16 protein-coding genes are annotated in these 22290 nt (G+C 43.1%); 7 read left to right on the forward strand and 9 right to left on the reverse strand.

The window, feature by feature from the left end:
* Positions 1–267: 267 nt before the first annotated feature.
* Positions 268–1131, forward strand: a complete 864-nt coding sequence (locus tag LYNGBM3L_RS02060; protein WP_044492088.1) for an ABC transporter permease — start codon at positions 268–270, stop codon at positions 1129–1131.
* Between the two features lie 300 nt (positions 1132–1431).
* A complete protein-coding gene (locus tag LYNGBM3L_RS02065; RefSeq protein ID WP_008178470.1) occupies positions 1432–2280 on the forward strand; it encodes an ABC transporter permease in 849 nt (282 codons plus the stop codon).
* Here LYNGBM3L_RS02065 and LYNGBM3L_RS39450 read toward each other — a convergent pair.
* The 5 genes from LYNGBM3L_RS39450 to LYNGBM3L_RS02080 all read right to left on the reverse strand — a co-directional run bounded on the left by LYNGBM3L_RS39450 (position 2234) and on the right by LYNGBM3L_RS02080 (position 5439).
* Entirely contained in the window at positions 2234–2422 is a 189-nt protein-coding gene (locus LYNGBM3L_RS39450) for a hypothetical protein (protein ID WP_131826969.1), read from the reverse strand. The genes LYNGBM3L_RS02065 and LYNGBM3L_RS39450 overlap by 47 nt on opposite strands.
* Before the next feature lie 36 nt (positions 2423–2458).
* On the reverse strand, positions 2459–3400 hold the full coding sequence (locus tag LYNGBM3L_RS02070) for a polysaccharide pyruvyl transferase family protein (RefSeq protein ID WP_008178472.1): 942 nt from the start codon (positions 3398–3400) through the stop codon (positions 2459–2461).
* A gap of 52 nt (positions 3401–3452) precedes the next feature.
* Positions 3453–3845, reverse strand: coding sequence for a Uma2 family endonuclease (locus LYNGBM3L_RS49280; protein WP_008178474.1), 393 nt, complete (start codon positions 3843–3845; stop codon positions 3453–3455).
* Positions 3833–4165 carry a Uma2 family endonuclease gene (locus LYNGBM3L_RS49285; protein WP_008178476.1) on the reverse strand — a complete coding sequence of 111 codons (333 nt, stop codon included), beginning with the start codon at positions 4163–4165 and terminating at the stop codon, positions 3833–3835. The genes LYNGBM3L_RS49280 and LYNGBM3L_RS49285 overlap by 13 nt, the downstream gene beginning before the upstream one ends.
* Before the next feature lie 212 nt (positions 4166–4377).
* Positions 4378–5439 (reverse strand): hypothetical protein, encoded by a 1062-nt coding sequence (locus tag LYNGBM3L_RS02080; protein WP_008178477.1) that lies wholly within the window; start codon positions 5437–5439, stop codon positions 4378–4380.
* Between the two features lie 476 nt (positions 5440–5915).
* Between LYNGBM3L_RS02080 and LYNGBM3L_RS02085 the strand changes: the two genes are divergently transcribed.
* From LYNGBM3L_RS02085 to LYNGBM3L_RS02095, 3 genes are all read left to right on the forward strand, one after another.
* Complete coding sequence (locus LYNGBM3L_RS02085) at positions 5916–7430, forward strand: hypothetical protein (RefSeq protein ID WP_202799137.1); 1515 nt, start codon at positions 5916–5918, stop codon at positions 7428–7430.
* Positions 7423–8757, forward strand: coding sequence for a DUF1822 family protein (locus LYNGBM3L_RS02090; protein ID WP_008178479.1), 1335 nt, complete (start codon positions 7423–7425; stop codon positions 8755–8757). Before LYNGBM3L_RS02085 ends, LYNGBM3L_RS02090 begins: the two co-directional genes overlap by 8 nt.
* Before the next feature lie 95 nt (positions 8758–8852).
* A complete protein-coding gene (locus tag LYNGBM3L_RS02095; protein WP_008178480.1) occupies positions 8853–11330 on the forward strand; it encodes a CHASE2 domain-containing protein in 2478 nt (825 codons plus the stop codon).
* Between the two features lie 401 nt (positions 11331–11731).
* Here the strand turns inward: LYNGBM3L_RS02095 and LYNGBM3L_RS48285 are convergent, their stop codons facing one another.
* The gene (locus tag LYNGBM3L_RS48285; protein ID WP_267871970.1) at positions 11732–11863 is read right to left on the reverse strand and encodes a hypothetical protein; all 132 of its coding nucleotides are present in this window, start codon (positions 11861–11863) and stop codon (positions 11732–11734) included.
* A gap of 188 nt (positions 11864–12051) precedes the next feature.
* Here LYNGBM3L_RS48285 and LYNGBM3L_RS02105 point away from each other — a divergent pair, with 188 nt between their 5' ends.
* Positions 12052–12624: a helix-turn-helix transcriptional regulator gene (locus tag LYNGBM3L_RS02105; protein ID WP_008178483.1), complete on the forward strand. Its 573-nt coding sequence runs from the start codon at positions 12052–12054 to the stop codon at positions 12622–12624.
* Positions 12625–12875: 251 nt separating this feature from the next.
* Here the strand turns inward: LYNGBM3L_RS02105 and hpsE are convergent, their stop codons facing one another.
* Positions 12876–13823, reverse strand: a complete 948-nt coding sequence (gene hpsE / locus LYNGBM3L_RS02110) for a hormogonium polysaccharide biosynthesis glycosyltransferase HpsE (RefSeq protein ID WP_008178484.1) — start codon at positions 13821–13823, stop codon at positions 12876–12878.
* Positions 13824–13979: 156 nt separating this feature from the next.
* Positions 13980–17294 (reverse strand): choice-of-anchor I family protein, encoded by a 3315-nt coding sequence (locus tag LYNGBM3L_RS02115; RefSeq protein WP_008178485.1) that lies wholly within the window; start codon positions 17292–17294, stop codon positions 13980–13982.
* 1898 nt (positions 17295–19192) lie between these two features.
* Between LYNGBM3L_RS02115 and LYNGBM3L_RS39455 the strand changes: the two genes are divergently transcribed.
* The gene (locus LYNGBM3L_RS39455) at positions 19193–19375 is read left to right on the forward strand and encodes a hypothetical protein (protein WP_131826968.1); all 183 of its coding nucleotides are present in this window, start codon (positions 19193–19195) and stop codon (positions 19373–19375) included.
* Here the strand turns inward: LYNGBM3L_RS39455 and LYNGBM3L_RS02120 are convergent.
* The gene (locus LYNGBM3L_RS02120; RefSeq protein WP_008178486.1) at positions 19365–22196 is read right to left on the reverse strand and encodes an esterase-like activity of phytase family protein; all 2832 of its coding nucleotides are present in this window, start codon (positions 22194–22196) and stop codon (positions 19365–19367) included. The genes LYNGBM3L_RS39455 and LYNGBM3L_RS02120 overlap by 11 nt on opposite strands.
* Positions 22197–22290: the final 94 nt, after the last annotated feature.

Raw genomic sequence — 22290 nt, forward strand, 5'->3', positions numbered from 1 at the left:
AAATAAACATACCATTCAAAATACCTCTAAAAAAGAGCGTAACGCTATTGATAATTGCTAGAGATAACAAATAACATTCCAAGAATTAGAGTGATAAAATCCTAAAGAATCAAGCACATTTTGAATAGTTTTCAATTTATATATCAAATATACCATTTTTATTAAAAAATGGTATATATCTTGGAATAATGACTAATAACTAATGACTAATAACTAATGATAAATAACACTGAAAGCGTTACTGATAACATTGCTGAGTCCCCAGTTATGCAAGATAAGAGACACTTACGATGGCAGTGGTTAGAACCCCTAGGATTGCTCAGTCCAGCAGGTATATGGTTAGCTTTGTTGTTGGTGCTGCCAACCCTAGTCATTTTTGAACTAAGTTTGGTACCCAACATTAGACCAGGAGATGTGGTCAATCCCTCTGGTATTGATAATTATTTGCGGGTATTTGATCCAGTAATCTTGCAAGTGATAGGGCGATCGCTTTTTTTGGCCATGGGAACCACTGTGATTTGTCTTCTGCTAGGATTTCCTGTGGCTTATTGGATTGCTCAGCTAGCACCCAAGCGGTGGCAAAATTTACTGCTGCTTGGTTTTATCTTACCGTTGTGGACATCTTCTCTACTGCGTTCTTATGCCTGGATTACCATTCTGCGACCGACTGGGGTTCTCAATACAGTCCTGACTAGTCTTGGACTACCAGGGTTGGATTTGCTCAATCGTAGTGCTGCTGTATTGATTGCCATGGCTTACAGCTTTCTGCCATATATGGTGTTGATTCTCTATGCGTCTATAGAAAAATTAGACAAACGTTTGTTAGAAGCGGCGGCAGATTTAGGGGCAAATCCCTATCAAACGTTTTGGAAGGTAACCGTACCCCAAACTCTACCAGGAATTGCTGCAGGTTCTTTGCTGGTATTTATCTCTGGATTAGGGGATTTTGTTAATCCGGAATTGCTAGGGGGAGCATCGAGTATGACTGGAGCAAGATTGATTTATAACCAGTTTTTAGGAGCTACTCAAAACTGGGGATTTGGGTCAGCTTTGAGTATGATGTTAATTTTGGTGGTGAGTATAGCGATCGCACTTTTGATTAAGTATGGTGATCCAAAAGCACAGCCCTAGCACTATAGTAAAGGGAGTAGGGAGTAGGGAGTAGGGAGTAGGGAGTAGGGAGTAGGGAGTAGGGAGTAGGGAGTAGGGAGTAGGGAGTAGGGAGTAGGGAGTAGAGAAATTCGGATCAACAATTCTCACAATTCCTACAGGGATCCCTATCAAAAGAAAATGTTTGCATTCATAAAAATGGAAAATTTTAACTATAAACTTAAAATTAATTAACAAGTAACAAGTAACAAGTAACAAGTAACAATTGACGAATAACAATTGACGAATAACAATTGACGAATAACAATTGACGAATAACTAATGACTAATGAACAACTATACCATCAGCAGGAGGAGCTTACCCTAGACATGGTAAACTCTCAACCAAAACTCCGGGTTTCTTGGCAAGGTATTTTCTCCCTGGTGATGTTCTTTTATATGTACCTACCCCTGCTGGTACTGACGTTTTATAGCTTCAATGACTCTAAATACAGCGCCCAGTGGCAGGGATTCACGTTTAAGTGGTACCTAAAACTATGGGAGGACGAGAGTGTAAAGACCGCACTATTCAATAGTCTCACGGTAGCGCTAGTGGCAGTAGGGATTTCTGCGGTATTGGGTACCATGATGGCAGTCGGTTTAGCCCGTTACCACTTTCCAGGGAAACGCTTGTATCGAGGGATATCCTACTTACCCCTGATTATCCCAGATATTGCGATCGCAGTGGCAACTCTCATCTTTTTGGCAGTTATGGCTATTCCTCTGAGTCTGTGGACTATCATAGCAGCTCATATAGTTTTCTGTTTGGCTTATATTGCCATTGTTGTTTCCTCCCGTATCACCCAGCTTGACCCTCACCTAGAAGAAGCAGCCCTCGATTTAGGAGCAACGCCTCTACAAGCTTTTATAAAAATCTTACTACCGGAATTGATGCCAGGGATTATTGCTGGTTGTTTATTGTCTTTTGTCCTAAGTATGGATGATTTTCTGATTTCTAGTTTTACCGCTGGGACTGGTGCAACTACCCTACCCATGGAAATCTTTAGCCGCATCCGCACTGGTGTTAAACCAGATATAAATGCTCTTAGTGTTTTGCTAATCCTGGTATCAGGTGCAGTTGCTTTTATCGCTGAATGGCTCCGTTATCGGAGTGTGGAAAATCGGCAATAATCGGGAATCGGGAATCGGAACCCACCCCTAACCCCTCCCAGGAGGGGAACGGGAATCGGGAATCGGAACCCACCCCTAACCCCTCCCAGGAGGGGAACGGGAATCGGGAATTTTTCACTGATAGAAGGTTACTTGATATCATTACATTCCTTAGTTCAGCAACCCCAAAATTGATAATTCATTCTTGATAAGTCATCCTTGATTTCAATTTATCTAATTTTTCTTCCAATTGAGTGGTAAGTTGCTCGATCCGATGGTCATTACTTAAGTAGGGAGATGTAGTTTGAGCGATTCTGAATAGTTGAGTAGCGATTAATTGTTGTTTTTCACCCCAAAGTGTCTTGACTGAACGCAACTGATCTTGTTTGAGCCAATTAAACCAAAAGTGAGCATAACGGATTGAGGAACGAATTCCCCGTGCTGTTCTAGGATATAAATCCCAAAGAGGCATGATATATTGGGGTTGGTATTTCAAACCAACGGATAAGCACCAATCCTGCCATTTAAATGCCAATATAGTTGGATTAGTGCAGATGGGAATCCAAGGAATTCGTAGGGCATCGGCTACAATGGCTCCATGCATAGCTTCTGTTAGTAAGATGTTGGTTTTGCTGATGGCAGATAATACTTGCTCGACAGGCAAACTAGGGTCAATATACTTAAAGCCGATTTGTTCACAAATTTGATGCCAGGCTTGACCGCCATATCTGGCAGATTTAGCATGGGGCATAACGGCAAATTGATGGATTTTTTGACTGGTTGGATGGAAGAGTCGTCTGACTAGCACTGCTCCATCGGTAACGGCTAATTGAGGGGAAATGTCTAAGGCTTTGGCGGAGAGGGGTCCTCTTACACAGTAAATTGTCCAGGAATCTTGGAGTTTTGGTAACTTTTCATAACCGACTCCGCTACTAAAAATGATGATTCGGCTAGCATTGGGTAAACGCTTGGGGAGTAAATTATTTAGGAGGGTACCGATTCCAACAAAGGCGGTGCTTTCATCCTCATCTAGTAAGTTAGGGATTAACTGTTGCCATAGCCAAGGGTTTAGGTCATCGCCGAAGTTATTGAGACCACCAGGGAATCGTTTCGATGAATATTGGTAGTAGAATAGTTTCATTATTGTTATCCCCTAATATGTCGTATTTTACTTCGGTAGAGCCACTAAAGATTTATGTTCCGGCCTTGACCAGCTGGTCAACAGTTAGTTTTAGTTCTGGGAAAGTTGGTGATTCAATAGATTCACAGCCTGTAAAGGTTTTGCCTTCTTTATATTCATTATCAGCTAACTCGTATATCCAAACTGTAGGAATTTTAGGAGACCCAATGTATCGGGTTCCTCCCAGAGCTTTATAGTCAACAATCCAGTATTCTGGAATGCAAAATTTTTCATATTCAGCCAGTTTGGTTAGATAGTCATCTTGCCAGTTGGTACTAACGACTTCCACGATTAACTTAGCTGATTTACCGATTGAGATACTTGACCTGTCTTGATGCAGTCGCTCATGGGGGGGACCCCCAAGACCGCTTAGGTGCGCTTTCCGTAGGCGAATTAAATTCGCCACGGGTCGCACCTCTGCATCGCTTTTTTCCAGTATGGATCTTCCGCAACAGTTTGTTTATCCAATACAATGATATCTGGTAAATAGCCTTCTCCCTCTTGATAGGGTTTGACAAGACAAGTTCGAGGAATAAAGTAGGGTAGTGAAAGTCTCTCAATGTCAACATCTATCTTTCTGGCGATGAGAGCTGCTACTTGTTCGTGGAAACCGGTGGGACGCATAGCTACAATTCTACCATTCCGAAGTTCATAGTTTCCTCCATCCTCTGGGTACTGTTCTAAGAATTCATCAAAGGTTAATAGTTTTGATACTGCTTGAACCATAGTTGGGACTGGTTAATAAGTAGTATTGGGTTAGTATCTAGTTTAAGTATAGCGTTTTACAATGATAGGTTAAACTATTGGTTGCTAAAAAAGGGCTGCATCTATACTCCCTATTCCCTAAAAACCAGCGGTGTAAGTACATCAGCAAATTGATAAATGTTATATAATAAGGAGATAAAACCCATGTACCAAAATCCATTTGCCATCGACTTTTATATGGAATTGTTGCTAGCCAATAAAACTCTTGTTAGTTTATTTTTAACTCGATTTCCCTGAAAGCCAATATAACCCTGTCCCAAGGTAATCTGTTGAGACCAATGAGATTGATTGCACCAACGATAATAGGCAGGTAAGGCAATAGTTTCTAAGAAATAACGCCACTTCTTGGTAGTACTTGAAGGGGTAATCGCTTTGGCACGAATTCGACCATTATTAACCATAGCGCTACGTAAATTAGGCTCTTCTTTCAACCGCTTAAGGGCTGAAATTAACGCGCTAGGGGTAGCCACTTCCAGATAGTCTAGTGGGCTATAGCGTTCTACTTGATAAGCAGCTTCACATCCGAGAATAGCAGGAACCCCCGCTAGCCAAGCATTGTAGAGTTTGGTAGCTGGTTTGGTCAGGTAATTGCGGTGGAGGCAGCCTGTGTTGCCCTCAAAGCTACGCACAGCCACAATAGCATCAATCTGACTGTAGTCATGCCAGCGATTGTCTAGGTTGCTATAGTCATGCCAACGATTGCTATTGATTACTGGTTGCCAAGATAACCCTAGTGCTTGGAGTTGTTGTTGCCAGGAGGGATGCTTTAACTGTAGCGCGAGATTAAATTCATGACCAAAGAAGGCGATGGTTTTAAAGCGATCGCATCGTGCTGGATGGCGCTGAATTAACCCTGGCTGAGTCCAGTGGGGTAGGTAGTAACTATTGCGCAAATGCATTGTTTCCAGAGGATTTTGTACCACATGGAGTTGAGCATAGGGATAGGGTCTTTGTTCAGCTTTAATACAAATCAGCAATAACTTTGGTCCTGGCTTGAGCTGGTTTTTGTGAGCTCGTAAGCAATTGCGGTGGCTCAGGACAATCCCTTCTCTGGGCAATTCTGCTACTAGTTCGCAAGGGAAACCATCGGCTTTCAGGCGTAGATAGGTTTGTAAAGTCCAGGCATAGATACCAATCCCAAAGCCTTTCCAGTTCTCATCGGCACTTTTGGGCATGGTGTCCGGCCAGAAACCCTGAGGAATGTAGAAGTAAATTGGTGGTAATTTATCGGTCATGTGAGGTACTTTTATTCTTGGTTTTAGGAAACAGGGAGTCGGGAGTCGGGAGCGGTGCGACCCGTGGCGAATTTAATTCGCCTACGGAAAGCGCACCGAGGGAGTCGGGAGCGGTGCTACCCGTGGCGAATTTAATTACGGGTCAAGGGCACCGAGGGAGTATAAAAAAAAATTTTTTTGTGCCTCATTAGACTAGTAATCCTAGCAATAATGATTAGCCATTAGGGATTACCCTGACCCAAAAATCCAGGGACTATTTGATAAGTGATTAACGGAACTTGATCTCAACTTTGGCGTCAGCTATCAGCGTGTCGCGTATCAGCCCAAGGCCAATGGCTGACGGCTGACAGCTGACAGCTGAATGCTTACACTTTGTCTTTATCTTGTGGCCAAAAAAAGCGCAATTTTACCATATCATCTTTTGGAAAAAATTACCCGTTTGGGTACTGCGAACCTAAGGATCTGTATGAGACAATATGGCACAGCTAAGCAAAAGTGTAAGGATGGTGCCTCTATCGAGATATTGGGAAATTTTAAGACTTGATCCTGCTAGTGTTGGGTGTGGTTACAAAAAACTGTTACTACCGCTGGCATGGGAGTTTTTTCAACAGAAGTGTCTAGAATTAGATGCTCCAGAAACGCGAACGCATTTGTCGGTGGAGCAGCATCGGGACATTCAAACCTCCCTATACGCCTGGTTTCACCCTGAGGCGTCTGGGTCACCCATAAGTCGTGCTAGAGCAGGACTTTGTCTTCGTTGCTATGTCTCTTACCCAATCCTGAAAGCTTGCAAGAAACTCGCTAGTTTATATAGCGCTAGTCATCACTTCACCTATCGGGATTTGCTGCCATTTGTGCTTGATGATGATGGTAAAGTACTCATCATCTTAGATCAGGATGGTACAACTCAACTTATCCTGAATGGCGATAGGGAAACCAAAAAAACCGATTACCAATTTTTTACCGTTGAAGTATTACGAAAATATAATCTGAATTCCCCATCCAAGTCTAGGTTAGATGATTGGGTCTACTATCAAACCAAACAAAATCCCAAACTCAAAGACTTCTTATCGGAGCGGGGACTTTGTTTTCTCAGTGACTGGGCGCTGCTGAATCGAGCTAGACCGACACAATTTGAACAACTCTTGCCACGCGATCGCAATATCCTAGAAGCCTTTCATGGGGTGTACCGTAGGGACAGACGCCAACAGCCAACAAAAAAAGCTAGACGTTGTCCGGATCCCACTCAGTCTCAACTTGAAGAAATGAGACACCTCTTGCAGGAAAAATCGGTAATTGTCAACTCTCTAGTACAGCTGAGGGATGAACTCAAACATCTAGCCAGACTGCTACGGCAATATGACATATGGATTCGCAGCGGATTTCCGCCATCGGAACCCCTAGAGGTGTCGGATCCGGATACTGGACGGAACCGAGAGTTACCAGACCGAAATTTTACCAACCCTTTAGATGCGATCGCACGACAAGAATTACAGCAATTCTGTGGTCAGCAACTCATAGCCTGTTTGGATTTGGGGATAGAGCAAGGGCTAACGGACCACATTACCAAGCTACAGCGCAGTCGAAGTTATGCCCGTTTTGCATCAAAGGTTATATCAGGTCTTGAACTGATCTACTGTCGCGGTAAATCTCAAGCCGAGATTGCCTCTATTTTAGGAATGACCAATCAGTCCCAAGTGAGCCGGGTGCTAAATCCAAAGGATCTGCTCAATCGGGTGCGGTTTTGGACAATAGACAAACTTTTCCACATTATCTCCCATGCAGCACATCAGTTTAATCTAGCAAATATGTCTAGGGATCCAGACTATTTTAAAAACCTAATGGAACACCTAGAAGCTTTCGTGGATGCTGAAGTCTTCCAAGAAGCAGCTGCAGAAATCATGACAGGGAAAAACCGTTCTACTAATAGCCTATATACCCAGCGACTATGCCGCTACCTTGAGAAAGCGATCCAGGAAAATCATGACTAGTTATTCTGTTAATTCCACCGACCTCAGGCTTGTGCAACCAGAATGTATTTGGTTAGAGTCCGAACAGTTTGAGCAAGCAGTACAAATGAGCAATCAAGTCATCTCAGAAGCACGCCAATGGCAAACCTATCTGAATGGACTAGGATTACTTAGTTTTACACAATGGTTAGAGGAAAAGTTATCTAATATCCTGATATCTCATAATTGTTGTTCTTTACGACAACCTAAATACGCTAATGTGATTGAAGCGGTATGTAATCTTATCGTAGGCGAATTTAAGATTTGTTTACTTACCAGTGAGAGTTTAATTGATGAAGTAGTCACTGTACCGATAGCCGCCATTGATTTACCAGAATTTGCTGCTCATTTCTATGTTGTAATTGAAGTGCAAGAAGAGCTAGAAACTGCTATTATTCGAGGCTTTATCCGTTACGACGAACTGGTTAATTATCGACAAGTTTGTAATTTACATCCTGAAGTTGATTGGAACTATAGTTTACCTCTATCATTGTTTGATCCTGAGCCAAATCACCTACTCTTTTATTTACGTTTCTTGGATTCCGCTGCCATTGAGCTACCAGTAACTTCCCCTAATTCACTCCCTAGGCTATCTCTGAATCAACCTGACTTGGAAACATTAGAAACATTATTAGATCGCCTACAATATCCTGAGCAAACTCTTTGGCAAACCTTAACTTGGGAGCAAGGGCTGACTATACTCCAAAGTCCTGAATTACTGGATTTGTTATATCAGTGGCAACTAACTTCCCACAGAACAAAGTCCCTTTCGATTCGGATTACAGAAGTATTTACTATCCTAACTCAAAAGGCTATCAATACCCAGGAATGGTTGGAGGGTAAATTAGACGAATTGGCTCAAGGTTTAGGATTGTTTATCCCTGAAACCATTACTGCGAATTCATCGGTATTTCGGTCAATTGATAAATTCGATAATGTGATTAATGAGCTTAGATATCAAGGAATGGACATTCCTCCCGAACCAGGTCGATCCTATCAGGACATTGATTTAGGTGAAATTGCTTTACGACTATGTGCCGTCACCTGGCCGATTGACTCTCCAATTCCTCCCCCAAAATGGTCATTGCTGCTAATTTTAGGAACCCAGCTTGGTACTCCTTTACCTGATGGATTCAAGCTACAAGTTAGCAATCTAAGGTCTATTATACATGAGCCTGTATCAGCGCTTGATGATCCATTTTTGTTTGCCCGTGTGGAAGGACGCTCAGATGAAAAATTTGTTGTAACTATTATCCCACCGGATAGTTCAGCACAGACCTTATCTCCTTATGCATTCGATCCTAGTTAAACAGCATTTTCAGTTATTGATTAAAAATGAAACAGGGAACATCGAATCTGTCAACAGGGAAATTTCATAAAAATATCCGAGGATTATTTTGGGTAATGACTACAGTTTTTGAAATTAAAATTTGGGATAAAAAAGATGATAATTCTTGTTTCTTTTTGCTGCTATGGGATGACAGAAGAAGGCAGCTATCTGCCAGCCTGAACTATTGCCAGGAAATACAAAGATGTTATCAACGGTGGCGACAGCGCTACACTAGGTTTTACGAATTTACGTCAGTGAAACCTATAGGAGATAGTGGCAGAATTAATCCTGGTTCAGGTGACCCATGTTATGATTTGATGGAGGCAGAAAGAGAGTTCCTCAATGCTTTCCAGCGTTGGTTAGGAGAAGGCGAGGTTCGTAAGATTCAACAGCGGATTCGAGACGAATTCACTCGTGTTGCTCACTTGATATCGGAAGACGGCAAGGGGATTGGTACTCACCCCAGTGTTGATATTTTCGTAGCTTGTGACTCTATAGAAATGGAACGGTTACCATGGGAAACTTGGGAACTTGCTCCTGAAGGCACACCCCTGGGGAGGGTTCGCATTTTCAGAAGCGCTATGGATAATCCGGATCCCATTGCTTGTACTAAGCCCCTGACAGCTTGCAGTGCGACCCCGCGCTTTTTCAAAGCGCTAGGGAACGCGCACCTTAGAAAAACCCGCATTCTAGCTATCTTCGGAGATGATCCCAGACTACCGTTGCAGGATGATTGGAAAGCTGTGCGATCGCTTAAGTCTATTGCTGAGGTCGAGCGAGTAACCTGGCAACCCCATGAAAACCATGTCGATATCAAAACCAAAATTGCTAATGCTATCTGTGATCAACGAGGCTGGGATGTGCTGTTCTTTGCTGGACATAGCGATGAAACCACAACCACAGGAGGAAGACTTGCGATCGCTCCGAATATATCCCTGTCGATTAGTGAACTCGAAGAAAAATTAACTCAAGCTAGAGAACATAGATTGCAGCTGGCCATTTTCAACTCCTGCAGTGGTCTGAGCATTGCCAACTCTCTGATTAAACTTGGGTTACAGGTAATAGTGATGCGGGAACCCATTCGCAATGATGTGGCTCAGAGTTTTCTCCAGCAGTTCTGTAAGCCCCTAGCTGACCATAGAGATGTTTACGATGCACTACTCGAAGCCTGTCAACATCTCCAATCCGTAGAGAAATTTGCCTATCCCTCTGCCTATCTGCTGCCCTCTTTATTTAATCCTCCCGGTTTGATTCCCTATCGCATTGAGCGGTTTGATTGGAAGAAAATGCTGCTGCAGTGGTTACCGACAAGACCAGAAGCGATCGCATTGGGAACAGTTTTACTGCTGAGCGTCATCCCAGCTATTCAAGTAGAATTATTGTTCGATATCCGAGCGTTAGTTCAAGCTGTCTATCGTAATTTGACGAATCAAGTACCAAAGCATACCTTAGCGCCTGTTTTGTTAGTTGCCATCGATCAGGAATCTCTAGATCAAGCTGATGAAGCAATAGAAAGCACACAAGGTAAGTTGATTGATTCCGAATACTTAGCCAAGTTGGTAAGACACCTATACGCCTTGAATGCTCAAGTAATCGGCATTTACTACAGTCGGCATATCTACCAACCTAGATACGAAAACCTTGATCAAGCCATTCGCTCTGCTGTGGAAAAGCAGAATACTTGGTTTGTGCTAGCAACAGATAAACAAGATAAAGTCGCTAGTCGCAAATGGAGTTTAGAAGGGTACATAGACTTTGAGCCTTGGACTATTGAACAGCCTCTAGATCCCACCTGTATAGACGAGTCATGTCCGTTTGCCTATCAGCTAGCAGTAGCTCATCTGCTCAATCACCAGTCATCTTCAGATAGTTTACCCCAGCCAACATTAAACAGTACAGTAGATTTTCAGTCCCAAGTCAGTGATTATCTAAAGCCAGGAAAGACTCACAATCAAGGGCTGATTCCTTTCAATCAATCTGCTCCTCCTTTTGGACTAGCTTCCATTATTGACTTTTCTATTCCTCCTAGACAAGTTTACAAATCTATTACAGCTAAGGAACTTCTCAATTTTCCTGTGCCTAATCCAGAACTCCAACACCATGTGATGCAGCAAGTTGTTATCATCACCCATGGTGACTACAATGACACCGAAGATGACTTTTACTTTCCGTCAGTTGCTGGCTATTGGTGCCATTACTATCAACCTGTTGAACAGGATCTAAAGCAGTGCCTCGAAGTATTAACTAGAGGAGAAGTATTTGCTTATATGGTTCACCATATAATCCGGCAGCATCGGGTAGTTTTTATTCCTGATCATTGGGTTATTTTTCTAGGGGCATTCCTAGGAAAATGGACTACTATTATCCTGGTCAAAAAAACATTACTACAGCGACATGAACAGGTATTAACCTTGGGAAGTATAACAGGAATATACGGATTATTTGTATTGCAGGTTTATATCTCAGCATTAGTATTGATTCCGTGGTTTTTACCGTCAATACTAGTTTGGTTTTACTATAGTTTCGCTATCCAAAAATATTATTTAAGGTAGGAGTGATTTTGAATAAGATATATTCCATGACTAAGCTAAGATCAAAACTTACGAATACTAATACCCAAGTGCCAATGACTCAAACAGAAAAACATCCACGAAAAAGACAAAAAAGACCATGGTGGAAGAAGCCCTTAGATAATTCCATTTTTCAAAACATCGTTAACTCGACAGGGAATGAATTCGAACAGGAAGATAGCTTGACATTAAAGTTATTCATGATTTTAATTATCCTTATTAGTTTTTTTATACTCCCTTTTCTAACTCAGTTTCTAGATTTTCAATGAATAACACTAGTGCTGAGGTAAGCATTCAGCATTCAGCTATCAGCTATCAGCTATCAGCTATCAGCTATCAGCTATCAACTATCAGCTATCAGCTATCAGCTATCAGCTTATGGGTTAGGTCCGATGCGTCGAAGCCTGCCCCACAAGGCTGACCACTGACCGCTGACCACTGACCGCTGACCACTGACCGCTGACCACTGACCGCTGACCGCTGACTGCTGTTGGCGTAGCCTGCGCGTAGCGCATATGCTTACAACTCAACACTGACGCCCTCAAATGAACAAGTGATACCAGAACTGGATAGCTAACTGCATAAGCTCAAAGCCGCTACACCTATGGATTGTAGTAGGAACCTGTAGTAGGGACTTGTAGTAGGTACCTGTAGTAGGTACCTGCTCTGTTGCAGATTCGTAACGTTCACATAGGTCTAGAGGATGAATACTCAGGTAAGACAGTTTAACGGTGTTCTCTTACAAGGGGTAGTAGAAGGATTAATGGATGGTGTCTTGATTCTGAACGCTCAGGGAGAGTTAGTTCATAGCAATTGCTATGGTCGCTTTATTTGTGCTCAACTGGCAGTGGATAGGTCAAAATCTAACGTTGTTCCCAAAGAAATCAGGCGTGTTTGCCAAGCTGTGCTCGACAGCTGTGAGTTATATCCAAATCAGTCAATAATTATCGAGTCTGAAATTATTACTGAACCCTCAACATCTTTTCGGATTCGAGCCGTTAAGCTCACCTTAGACTCCTTTGAAAATCCCTGCATTTTAGTAACACTAGAAAATCACGATCAATATGCTGGGAGTTTTGCGATCGCAGAGGTGAATAAATATGACTTGACTCCTCGTGAGGCCGAAGTTTGGTTACTGCGTCGTGCTGATTACAGCTATCAGGAGATTGCTGATGAATTGCTCATTACTCTCAACACGGTTAAGAAGCACTTGAAAAATATTTATGCTAAAATTAAATTTTACCAATTTAAACAGCAATTTTTAGAAGCTAATTAAATTATTTAGTTATAGCAGCCTAGGGAGTCGGGAGTCGGAAGCGGTGCGACCCCGCACTTTTTTAAAGCTAAGCGTGAACGCGCATTCCCTGGGAGTCGGGGTCATAAAAATGTCTTTAACTATACCCAATTATCGAAAACTACTTCTTCGCTCTCCCCACACTAGCCACACTAACCCCTCTCCCCACACTCTCTTCCCTGTTCCCTATTCCCTTTTCCCTTTTCATACATGCCAGCATTTTGTCTTATTATTTATGACTGATTTCCAAAAATCCAATGATAAAATGGACTAAAGAAGCTATTCACAAAAAGTTCCAGTTCGCAAGCTGCTACTAAATCTGTCTTGAGGTGTTGGCGATATCTAATCAGGTGAAGGATAGTCTTGCCCAAATCATTGATTAGGTAAACTAGAATCATGAAAGGCTTTTGCCAATGTTGAAAGCGCAACATGCGAGTGGGATACCGACTTAAGCCCACACCTCGAAATAATTTCAATAAATAGTCTTTTTCCAAACGCCATTTGGGAATTTGATGCTCAATACACATTTGAGGGTTATGCCAAATTTCCCAACCGGCTTTTTGAATATAGGATAAGGTTTCTATATCTTCTCCTTTAGCAGATAGGGATGTCGCACACACCCCCTTGAGCCAAGGCTGTTCAGGAACATTATTTAACCAGGCTTGCTTACGAATCACTAACCCCGCACCCACAGGAAATACCCCTTGACGAGGCTGATAACAAAATGGCTCTTGACCTCGTTCTATGATAGCGATAAAACAAGCAATTCGGTTAAAGTTTTCCGGTGGTTTAACTTCATAGTCTCCATAAATTTGACTACCATAAGCACCAGCTTGGGGATGGGAATTACCAAAATTATAGGCAGCACTAACCCAATCAGGAGTAGGGAGATTATCATCATCTAAAAACCCGACATACTCACCTTTAGACTCCTGGATAGCACGGCGTCGAGCAAATGCTATCCCCTGTTTTGGTTCAAAGTAATATCGGATCGGATAAGCTTCTGGATGGGATTGATACTCCTGAACAATTTTGCTGGTATTATCAGTGCTGTTATTGTCAATAATTATAATTTCCCAAGCAAAATGGTCAGTTTTAATTTGAGACAGTAATCGTTTTAGAACCTTAGGTAGACGAGTTTCGCCGTTATAGGTACAGATAGCAACTGTGAAATCAATCATGGGTAGTCAACCATTAGAGTCCCTTTTGAATTAAGAATGTAGAATTAAGAATTAAGAATTAAGAATTCTGCATTCTGCATTCTACATTCTGCATTCTGACAGACAACCTACCCTACACCGAATCGCCTTGGGCGAACAACCTTCAACTGCTCTGCCTTAAGCAACCAATATAAAAGTCGTAGCAGCATTATCGATCAGGGTTTCAGCCTGCACCTGATTCAGGATTGCTAAGGTTTCATCACCGAAGCTAATCACAGCGTTGTTACTTTCTTGAGTAACCGATAACTGACCAAAGGTTAACCCATCTGCTAAACCGATGAAGTCTTCACTGACTTGGAAATCCCCAATCGTATCAGTTCCTTCACCAGCGGCCAAGATGAAGGTATCACTACCATCACCACCAGAGCCATTATCACCAAATAGGGTATCATTGCCAAGACCGCCTCGCAGTAGGTCATCCCCAGCATCACCCCAGATTTGGTCATCACCTTTCTGACCAAACAGGGAATCATTACCGGCTTTTCCACCAATGCGATCGCTTCCAGCACCCCCGTAAATTACATCATCCCCTCCAAGGGTATTGTCAGAGGAACGGCTGTTGAAGTCACCTCGTAATACATCATCTCCATTCCCCCCAAAGATAGTATCATTACCTAAAGCACCAGCAACTGTATCATTGCCAGCTCGGGCAATGATTGTCTCATCAGCTTCGGTGCCAACTAGTTCATCATCTAATGGGGTTCCCGGACCGGGGTTGACTGAAAAGATAGTAATGGTTTCACTGTCTTCTTGAGCCACTATCAGCAGGGGTTCACCATTGGGGCTGTCTTCCACAGGAATAAATGTTAGCCCCTCAGGCTCACGGTCTACTGGCTCATCTGGATTGCCACCATTATCATTGGGCAGATATTGGACAAATTCAGGAGCCGTGGGATTAGTGACATCGTAGACAATCACCCCGCCTATTCGTTCGAGGCCGATAAACGTGTAAGTGCGATCATTAATGACCCCGGTGACAATTCCTTCCGGTTCTGGTCCTTGATTGTCACTGCGATCGTCAAAGGTATCAGGAGTGCCGCTAGAATTAAATAGTTCAGGAACTTGCTGAGCTGTAATTCGTTCAAAATCATCACCACTATCAAACACTAGGTTGCCAAACTGATCCCAAATTGAGAAAGAGCGCCCACCGTAGGAGAATAGCTGGTCAAAATCACCATCATTATCCAAATCCCCATCAATGGTAGATATTCTCAAACGACCCAGTTGAGACTCTTGTTGCAAGGTTTCAGCATCGGGAAACGCATCTGGGTCGAGGGTCAAGTTTGCAATCCGTTCCTCTTCATCCCTGATATCCCCTTCATTGGCAGTGACGTAGTAGGTTTGACCGTTTGCCTCAAAAGATGCGATCGCATCTGGTTGGTATAGACCGAAAACCGGCCAATTTTGGATGTTGATGGCATCATCCTCATTACTAGCATCCAGGGCATTGTTCTCACCCAGGTCGATCAGACCTAAGACCACAGGAGTTGGATTGGGGTTCAGAGGAACCGAGCCATCCACCGGAATCTTCTGTTCGAGTACTCCAAAGTCATTGTCATTGAGTACAGCCAGTTTGCCATCATCCAGTAGCGCTAGACCTTCTGGTTTATCACCAGCGAGATACCCAATCGAAGGCAGGTTTGTCACTTTTATCTTATTGACCGCCTGAATCCCAAGAGCATCTAGGTCATCCGCACTCAACTGCTCTAGAGTAGAGTCAGTGGGTAGTGTGGGGGCATCCGGAGCAAGCAAATTAGTGGCTTTTGTCAGGTCTATTTGGAAGATAAACTTCTTTGCTTTATCACCAACTGCGGAATCTCGCTCAATGACAAATAATTTTCCATCCTCAGCGTATACCGCATCACCAATCTTATCTACTCGTCCTCCACTACGTAAAGCAGGGTCTTCGAGCAAGTAAACATACTCAGCAACGGCATTACCTGTGGTAGTATCAATTCCGAGAATCCGAATCACATCCGAGCTATTAGACGTAGCACGGTCTGGATTCTGTAAAGGAGTTTGAATAAAGGCGTAGAGGATATTATCGTCTGGATCCAGAGCTACGGCCTCAAAGCCACGGTTACGGCGGCGATTGGCGTACTCCTCAGGTAAGGACTCAGTGCCAAAGGTTCCCGCTGCTGCACCAGCCAAGGCAGCTGTTCCTTGGGCAACAAAGCGGTCAATCAGAACACCATGGGCATCAAAGTGGTAGATAGCTGGACGGTACTCATCCACCATCCAGAAGGTGCCATCCGCAGCGATTACTACCCCTTCCAGGTCAGCACCAAACTCATCTAAGGGCAGCAAATTGCCAGATAAGTCTACTGGTTCTTCATCCACCCCTGCAATATTGGGTAGTCCTGTGATTGGTGTGGTGCTATCTTGACGGGTCAAGAAAATGGTTTCGGTAATGGTGATCTCGCCAGAGCTGGGATTTAACTCAAAGCGGATCACGCGAGCTTGGTAATCCGGTAAGGCAAAGGGTCGTTCTTTACTCCCATCCCCATCCACATCAGTGGGTTCACCATTGGGTCCCCGGTCAGGAACCGTTACAAACTTCAAGTTGCCAGTTGCTGCATCCGTCCCTTCGTAGAATAAGCCAGACAGTCCGCCCAGTTTAATCTCCTGACCCCCTTCGGTAGTACCAAGTACAGGCAAGTCATTGAACTCAAATAGCTCTAGGGTGGGCTGACCTTGGCTGTGGTCTTTCACACCCAGAGGCAGGATATCCACCACTGTAGCGGACTCCAGGTCTAGCACCGCAAAGGCATTGTTTTCCTGGAGGTTGACAAAGGCTGTAGTACCATCGCTTGAGACAGCAATGAATTCTGGTTCCACATCCTCAGCAACAGTCTTGTCTGGGAAAATACGTACACCTTTTGCCCGGAATTCCGCTTCACGACCATTGAAGGCGCTGAAGTCTGCTGTAGCGACATTGTCTTGGGTTAGAGTTGCTAACCCACTCGACACATCAATGATACTGATCGATCCTTCAGGATCAATGCCATCATCCGCTACTCCTTCATTAGCAACCAGTATTTTGGTGCCATCAGGGGTAAACATGAGCATATCGGGTAGGGGCCCCGCTTGCACTACCTTCAGGGCATTGGGGTCAGCGGGATTTGTCCGAAACGCCGCAATATCTATAATTGCTACCTTCCCTGGATCAGTAGAGGTGCTAGCTTCTAAGGCTAGCGCCAGTAAACCATTGCTATAGGCTACGCTATTTGCTCCATCAACGTCAGGTATCAAAGAAGCAATATCAATTGGTGGTATTGCCTGAGTTGGATTGCTCGGATCACTGAGGTCTAGCACTTGCACCTCAGTTCCACCAGATACTACAAATAACTCTTGAGATATGGGGTCGTAGGCGGTAATTTCAGCGCCAATCTCACTAGAAAAGCTACCAATTTTCTCTAATATATCTGCCACAAATTTATCCTAGGTAGTAGACGGCGAGTACCTATATCAGCTATTAGCTATCAACTTATTGAAAGTTTTATAGCAAGAATTATGTACTCATTACCCTGTTCCAAAGGAACCGCTTCGCGAATATTAAAATGCCTAATATTTTCTTGATTATCAAGAATTAAACTAATTTATTAGGACTTAATTATTAGGGTTTTGTTGCTCGATTAAATAGGTAGGTTAGTAGCGTTAGCGCTAAGGTTTTATAGTGTTGACTGTCCTTCAGGTTAATTGTTGAGAATCAACAGTTAAACCTCAGCCTATTACGTTAATTTCCTACCTACTTAGTTAGGGGTTGCGTCTGAACTCTACAGCTAGTGTTAATAATTAACCTTTAACCTGGAGATAGTGTGGCGATGGCTGAATAACGCCAACACTGATAGCATCAATATAACATCAATATAACATCAATATAATAGCAAGCTATCTGTGCTTTATTGAACGTTATTGAATAAGCTATTTGCTCAATCTGATCTGCATTCGCGAACGGAACATCCCATTGAGTGTGAACTAATTCAAAAAGAACAGCCAATGGAATTACCCACTCATACTAGGCTTATGACTAGCATGATGCTACCATGATGATAGCTATCACCTTGACTCCCTTCGGGTATGAGGATTTAACTTGATAATCCAGCCACATCAAGACGGACTTTATTTATCTAGTTACCCATAACCTTGGTCTGGAGTTCAACGGAGTCTACCTAAGCTGATCTTCGATTCATTATCAAGTAGATTTTACCCTTTCCCTGATTTCATTGCAATCACTAGTTCAGCAACACCGACTTAAGGTTTTATTGAATTTTACTGTCTTGGATTTGATACTCTTCGATTAGCAAACTAAATCCAAATCATTGTAAGCATTCAGCCGTCAGCCGTGAGCTTTTAGCTCACGCTATTTGAGGTGCCGTCAGCTTTGTGGCACAGGCTTCTAACCTGTGACTTTCGTTACTATTAAACTAATGCTTACCTGTTTTATTCAAAAGCTGTTCGGTGTAGCGTTCCCATAGCCCATCAGCACATCAAGTAGCGTGCCCATAGCCCATAGCCCATCAGCTGATAGCTGATACGCGACACGCTGATAGCTTACAAATCATTTGTCTTTGATCTAAGCAACTGGGCTATAGATGCCCGCTGGCTAAGCACCGTCTTCAGAGATGACCAAAGGAATCTGGGTAGCTTTAACCTACCAGTAGATGCTATCGGTCAGACTAATTAAGCCATAGGTTACTTGACTTAATATATTTTTGGATTTACGTAAAACTATACTAGAAAAGAGTGTACTATAGTCAACTTTACATAATCTTACAGAATTTGCTCTTTTTGTTACATCAGCTTTACTTAAAATTTACACGAGTAGCTACAGGTTTGGGTTTGGATCCAAATTCGGGTGGGTGTAGGGTCTTACCCTCTTGTGCGAAGATCTTCACACTCACTTTTACGCTTCCTAAGCCTGAGATATTACTCCTTCAATTAAACCCTCTAAAATTTATGATTATAAAGTCATAGCAAAGGTATAGCAGAAGTCAGAAGTCAGAAGTCAGAAGTCAGAAGTAAAACTATTGCTATACTTAGCTTTGAGACTTTTGTCATGTCCTAACTGCCCTGGCGACTGCTATAACAGGGAGCAGGGAGTAGGGAGTAGGCAATATGGAGCAAAAATTATCATATCAAAATTACGACATTAATTGGTACATTATCGATTTATTATATTTTTTATAATTAAATTAATGTTATTAAAATCAAAATTAATAAATATAAAACCACAAAAAAATTAACTTCAACTTATTAAGTTAATCAGTTTTATAGCATTTATAAAATAGTTTAATTACACAATTTTTTGATTTTCGGGAACAGGGAACATGGGGAAAAGTGTGGGAAGTATGGGAAGTATGGGAAGTGTGGGAAGATGCGGAAATGGAACACATTTTTATAGTTTTTCCGATACTTACGAGGTACATTTAATTTTCTTACCCCCACTCCCGACTCCCGACTCCCGACTCCCTATTCCCCTACTTCCTAATTTGAGAATTGCTATAAAATAACGAAATCCCTTTCAGCAAGGGTTGTTACTCCTAACACTACTGCTAGGGTTCCATCTCCAACATTGATAAGAGAATTATTACTATCGGAGGTGATAGAAACTTCACCAAAGCTCAAACCATTGCCTAAACCAATGAAGTCAGTGCCCAGCTCGAAGTCTGTAATGGTGTCAGTACCTTCCCCAATCTCTAGGACAAAGGTATCACTACCACTACCATTAGAGAAGTTATCTCCAGTCAGAGTATCATTACCCAGACCACCACTTAATAGGTCATCCCCAGCATCACCCCAGAGTTGATCATCTCCGAAGCCACCATAGAGGGAGTCATTACCAAATTTACCGCCAATGCGATCGCTTCCTGAACCACCATAGATAATATCATCCCCACCAGCCTTACCATCTGGGGACCTGCTATTGTTATCTCCGCGCAGGATATCATCACCATTGCCACCAAATAAAATATCATTACCTAGTGCCCCAGCAATGGTATCATTTCCACCAAAGCCATTGATCAGATCAGCATCAATAGTCCCAATCAACTGGTCAGCCCCTTGAGTACCGTTAATCTCAGAGGTGGCTTCTACTATTGCTGTCGGAGATTGAATATGATCGAGGTCTAGCCCAAATGCTAGGAATTGGGTAATCTGGCTGTCATTGAAATTGTTATCGCTAGCAACAATTAGGGATTGTCTGCCATCCGGTAAGGTTGGACCAAATGCGATCGCTTCACTATTGTCGAGACGAATACCTAAGTCATCGAAATCCAACAGTAACCGTTTCTCAGCTACTTGCTCAACCTCTAAGAGTCCACTATCTGGGTCAGTGGGGTTGCTCAATAGGTTATCAACATCACTGATATCTGTAGCGTCTTGGAGCCGGACTTCATATAGCCTGAGATTATTTCCGACACCAACTGCAAAGGATCGCTCTAGGGCTAGTAAGGTTCCGGTATTATCTAGCGCTAGTAATTCTACTAAACCATTGTCAGCAAAACTGCCAGGAGGGTCAGGCTGATTGGGAATGGTGTCAGTGATGTAGAGGAATTCTTTAGCAGGTTCCCCAGTTTGTAAATCATACTGTAAAATCCGAACAGGGCTTTCATCTTCTAGTGTCGAAGCCGGACCATCCTGAATCAGAGCATTCTCTACTGCAGTATAAAGGAAGCGCTCATCTGGGCTAATGGTCAGGCTTTCAAAGGCACGATTGTTACGAATGCCCCTGGTTCCATCTGAGGTAGGTAAGAACTTATCTGGTACCGTCAGCTGATTGAACTCTTGTCCTGCTAGAGAGAATTCATTGACGAAGGGATTAAGAAGATTGTTAGCATCCCCTTCAGAGGATATAAACAAGGTTCCAGCACTAGTCAAGGCAATCCCTTCTGGATCAACACCCCGTTCTGGGAAAGGCTCACCGCTAGCATTCCGTAGAGTGGTGACACCTGTAAACCCTACATCACCGTTGTCTAGACTACCATCACTTAAATCAATATCAATAGTATAGAAACGAGCGGGAGCATTTTGGCTGCGGTCATCAGACAGACCATAGTAGACACCATTAGCAGGATCGTAGGCTAAACCAGAGATACCGCCAACTTCTGTATTCTCAAACTGGAATCCAGTATTAAAGCTAACCTCTCCGAGGAAGTTAATACCAGTGACAACTTTGGAGTTACTATCTACCACTGTAGGCTCTACCTCAACATCAACATATACTAGACGGTGGTCAGAACTAGGAAAGGGGAAATCACCCACTAGCTCAAAGGCAGGGTCATCACTTTTCGGCCAGAAAACCGTTGCGTCAGTGATAGTCAGATTTTGAGAAGGCAACACATAATCCACCCGTAGGTTGCCAGGACCACCAAAGTTTTCCTCACCAAAGTCAGCGGTGTCAAAGGCTGGATTACCTCCATGAGTCAGGTTATTCAATCCCTGGCGGTTGCTAGCATCCACCCCTCCCTCACTGGAGGGTGTAACAGAGGTGTTGACTAATGGGTTATCTAGAATTTGCAGGATGGCATTATCAGTACTATCCCCATCAAAGGGGTCAGCATTTTGGTCTCCCATGATCACAAAGCGATCGCTTGCCAACAGACCACCGAAGTTTCCTTGGTCATCATAAATGTAATCCCCAGCTCCGGGAGTGATATAGTCTGACCAGAACCGAATCTCATCGTGATTACGGGTACCGTTGCGGTCTTCTAGACCATCAAACACTGGAGGAGTAGGATGGCTAGCGAGAACATGAACCGTTTCACCGTTGATATTAATGGGAATATCCCAGTGACTCTTGGAAGAGAGGCGGAATACAGCTAATTCTTCCTCAGAGTACCAGGATTCCCCAGTTACTGGATCTACAGGAAGCAACGCATCTGGCATATCTTTCCAGAGGAAGTTTTGAAAGGTGCGTATATTCTCCGTATCAATCGGGTGTTTGGAGAATAGCACCATCCCAAACTGTCCTGGAAAGAACCCGAAGCCAAACGCATCATTACCCCCGCCAACTTCCCCGTTATTATCTAAGTCAAATCCAGAGGGAATCCCGGTGTTAGAAGGTGCGAGATAAACATAGGGAAAGTCAATCGCTGTCGCACCATTCTGACTAACCGAAAGATAGTTATCTTGGAAAAGTTTGGCCGCTTCTCCATTCTCATCGAAATCAAATTCATTGATTAGCAATACATCCGGATTAGCACGCTGAATAATTTCAGCCACTGCCTTGGCTTGGTTATTATCATAAGTAGATAAATCTTGAATTAAATCCCCTTGATTGGAGCGATTCAAAGAAGCGTTAAAGCTAGAAAAGCGAACGTCAAGATTAGACATATTAATTTTTTTTATACCTAAAGTTCGAGCACCTCAGTCATCAACTTAGTTACCTCAATACTGCGTCGGTTTTGGAAGTTCAATTCCTGGAGAT

It is taken from the genome of Moorena producens 3L (assembly GCF_000211815.1).
GTDB classification, from domain to species: Bacteria; Cyanobacteriota; Cyanobacteriia; order Cyanobacteriales; family Coleofasciculaceae; genus Moorena; species Moorena producens.

Bases quoted from the DNA above. Each gene is read 5' to 3' on its own strand.
- hpsE (WP_008178484.1), bottom strand. From the start codon at position 13,823: ATGATTGATTTCACAGTTGCTATCTGTACCTATAACGGCGAAACTCGT.
- LYNGBM3L_RS02120 (WP_008178486.1), bottom strand. From the start codon at position 22,196: ATGTCTAATCTTGACGTTCGCTTTTCTAGCTTTAACGCTTCTTTGAAT.
- LYNGBM3L_RS02105 (WP_008178483.1), top strand. From the start codon at position 12,052: ATGAATACTCAGGTAAGACAGTTTAACGGTGTTCTCTTACAAGGGGTA.
- LYNGBM3L_RS49285 (WP_008178476.1), bottom strand. From the start codon at position 4,165: ATGGTTCAAGCAGTATCAAAACTATTAACCTTTGATGAATTCTTAGAA.
- LYNGBM3L_RS02080 (WP_008178477.1), bottom strand. From the start codon at position 5,439: ATGACCGATAAATTACCACCAATTTACTTCTACATTCCTCAGGGTTTC.
- LYNGBM3L_RS02065 (WP_008178470.1), top strand. From the start codon at position 1,432: ATGACTAATGAACAACTATACCATCAGCAGGAGGAGCTTACCCTAGAC.
- LYNGBM3L_RS02070 (WP_008178472.1), bottom strand. From the start codon at position 3,400: ATGAAACTATTCTACTACCAATATTCATCGAAACGATTCCCTGGTGGT.
- LYNGBM3L_RS39450 (WP_131826969.1), bottom strand. From the start codon at position 2,422: ATGATATCAAGTAACCTTCTATCAGTGAAAAATTCCCGATTCCCGTTC.
- LYNGBM3L_RS39455 (WP_131826968.1), top strand. From the start codon at position 19,193: ATGGGGAAAAGTGTGGGAAGTATGGGAAGTATGGGAAGTGTGGGAAGA.
- LYNGBM3L_RS02060 (WP_044492088.1), top strand. From the start codon at position 268: ATGCAAGATAAGAGACACTTACGATGGCAGTGGTTAGAACCCCTAGGA.
- LYNGBM3L_RS02085 (WP_202799137.1), top strand. From the start codon at position 5,916: ATGGCACAGCTAAGCAAAAGTGTAAGGATGGTGCCTCTATCGAGATAT.
- LYNGBM3L_RS02095 (WP_008178480.1), top strand. From the start codon at position 8,853: ATGACTACAGTTTTTGAAATTAAAATTTGGGATAAAAAAGATGATAAT.
- LYNGBM3L_RS02090 (WP_008178479.1), top strand. From the start codon at position 7,423: ATGACTAGTTATTCTGTTAATTCCACCGACCTCAGGCTTGTGCAACCA.
- LYNGBM3L_RS48285 (WP_267871970.1), bottom strand. From the start codon at position 11,863: ATGCGCTACGCGCAGGCTACGCCAACAGCAGTCAGCGGTCAGCGGTCA.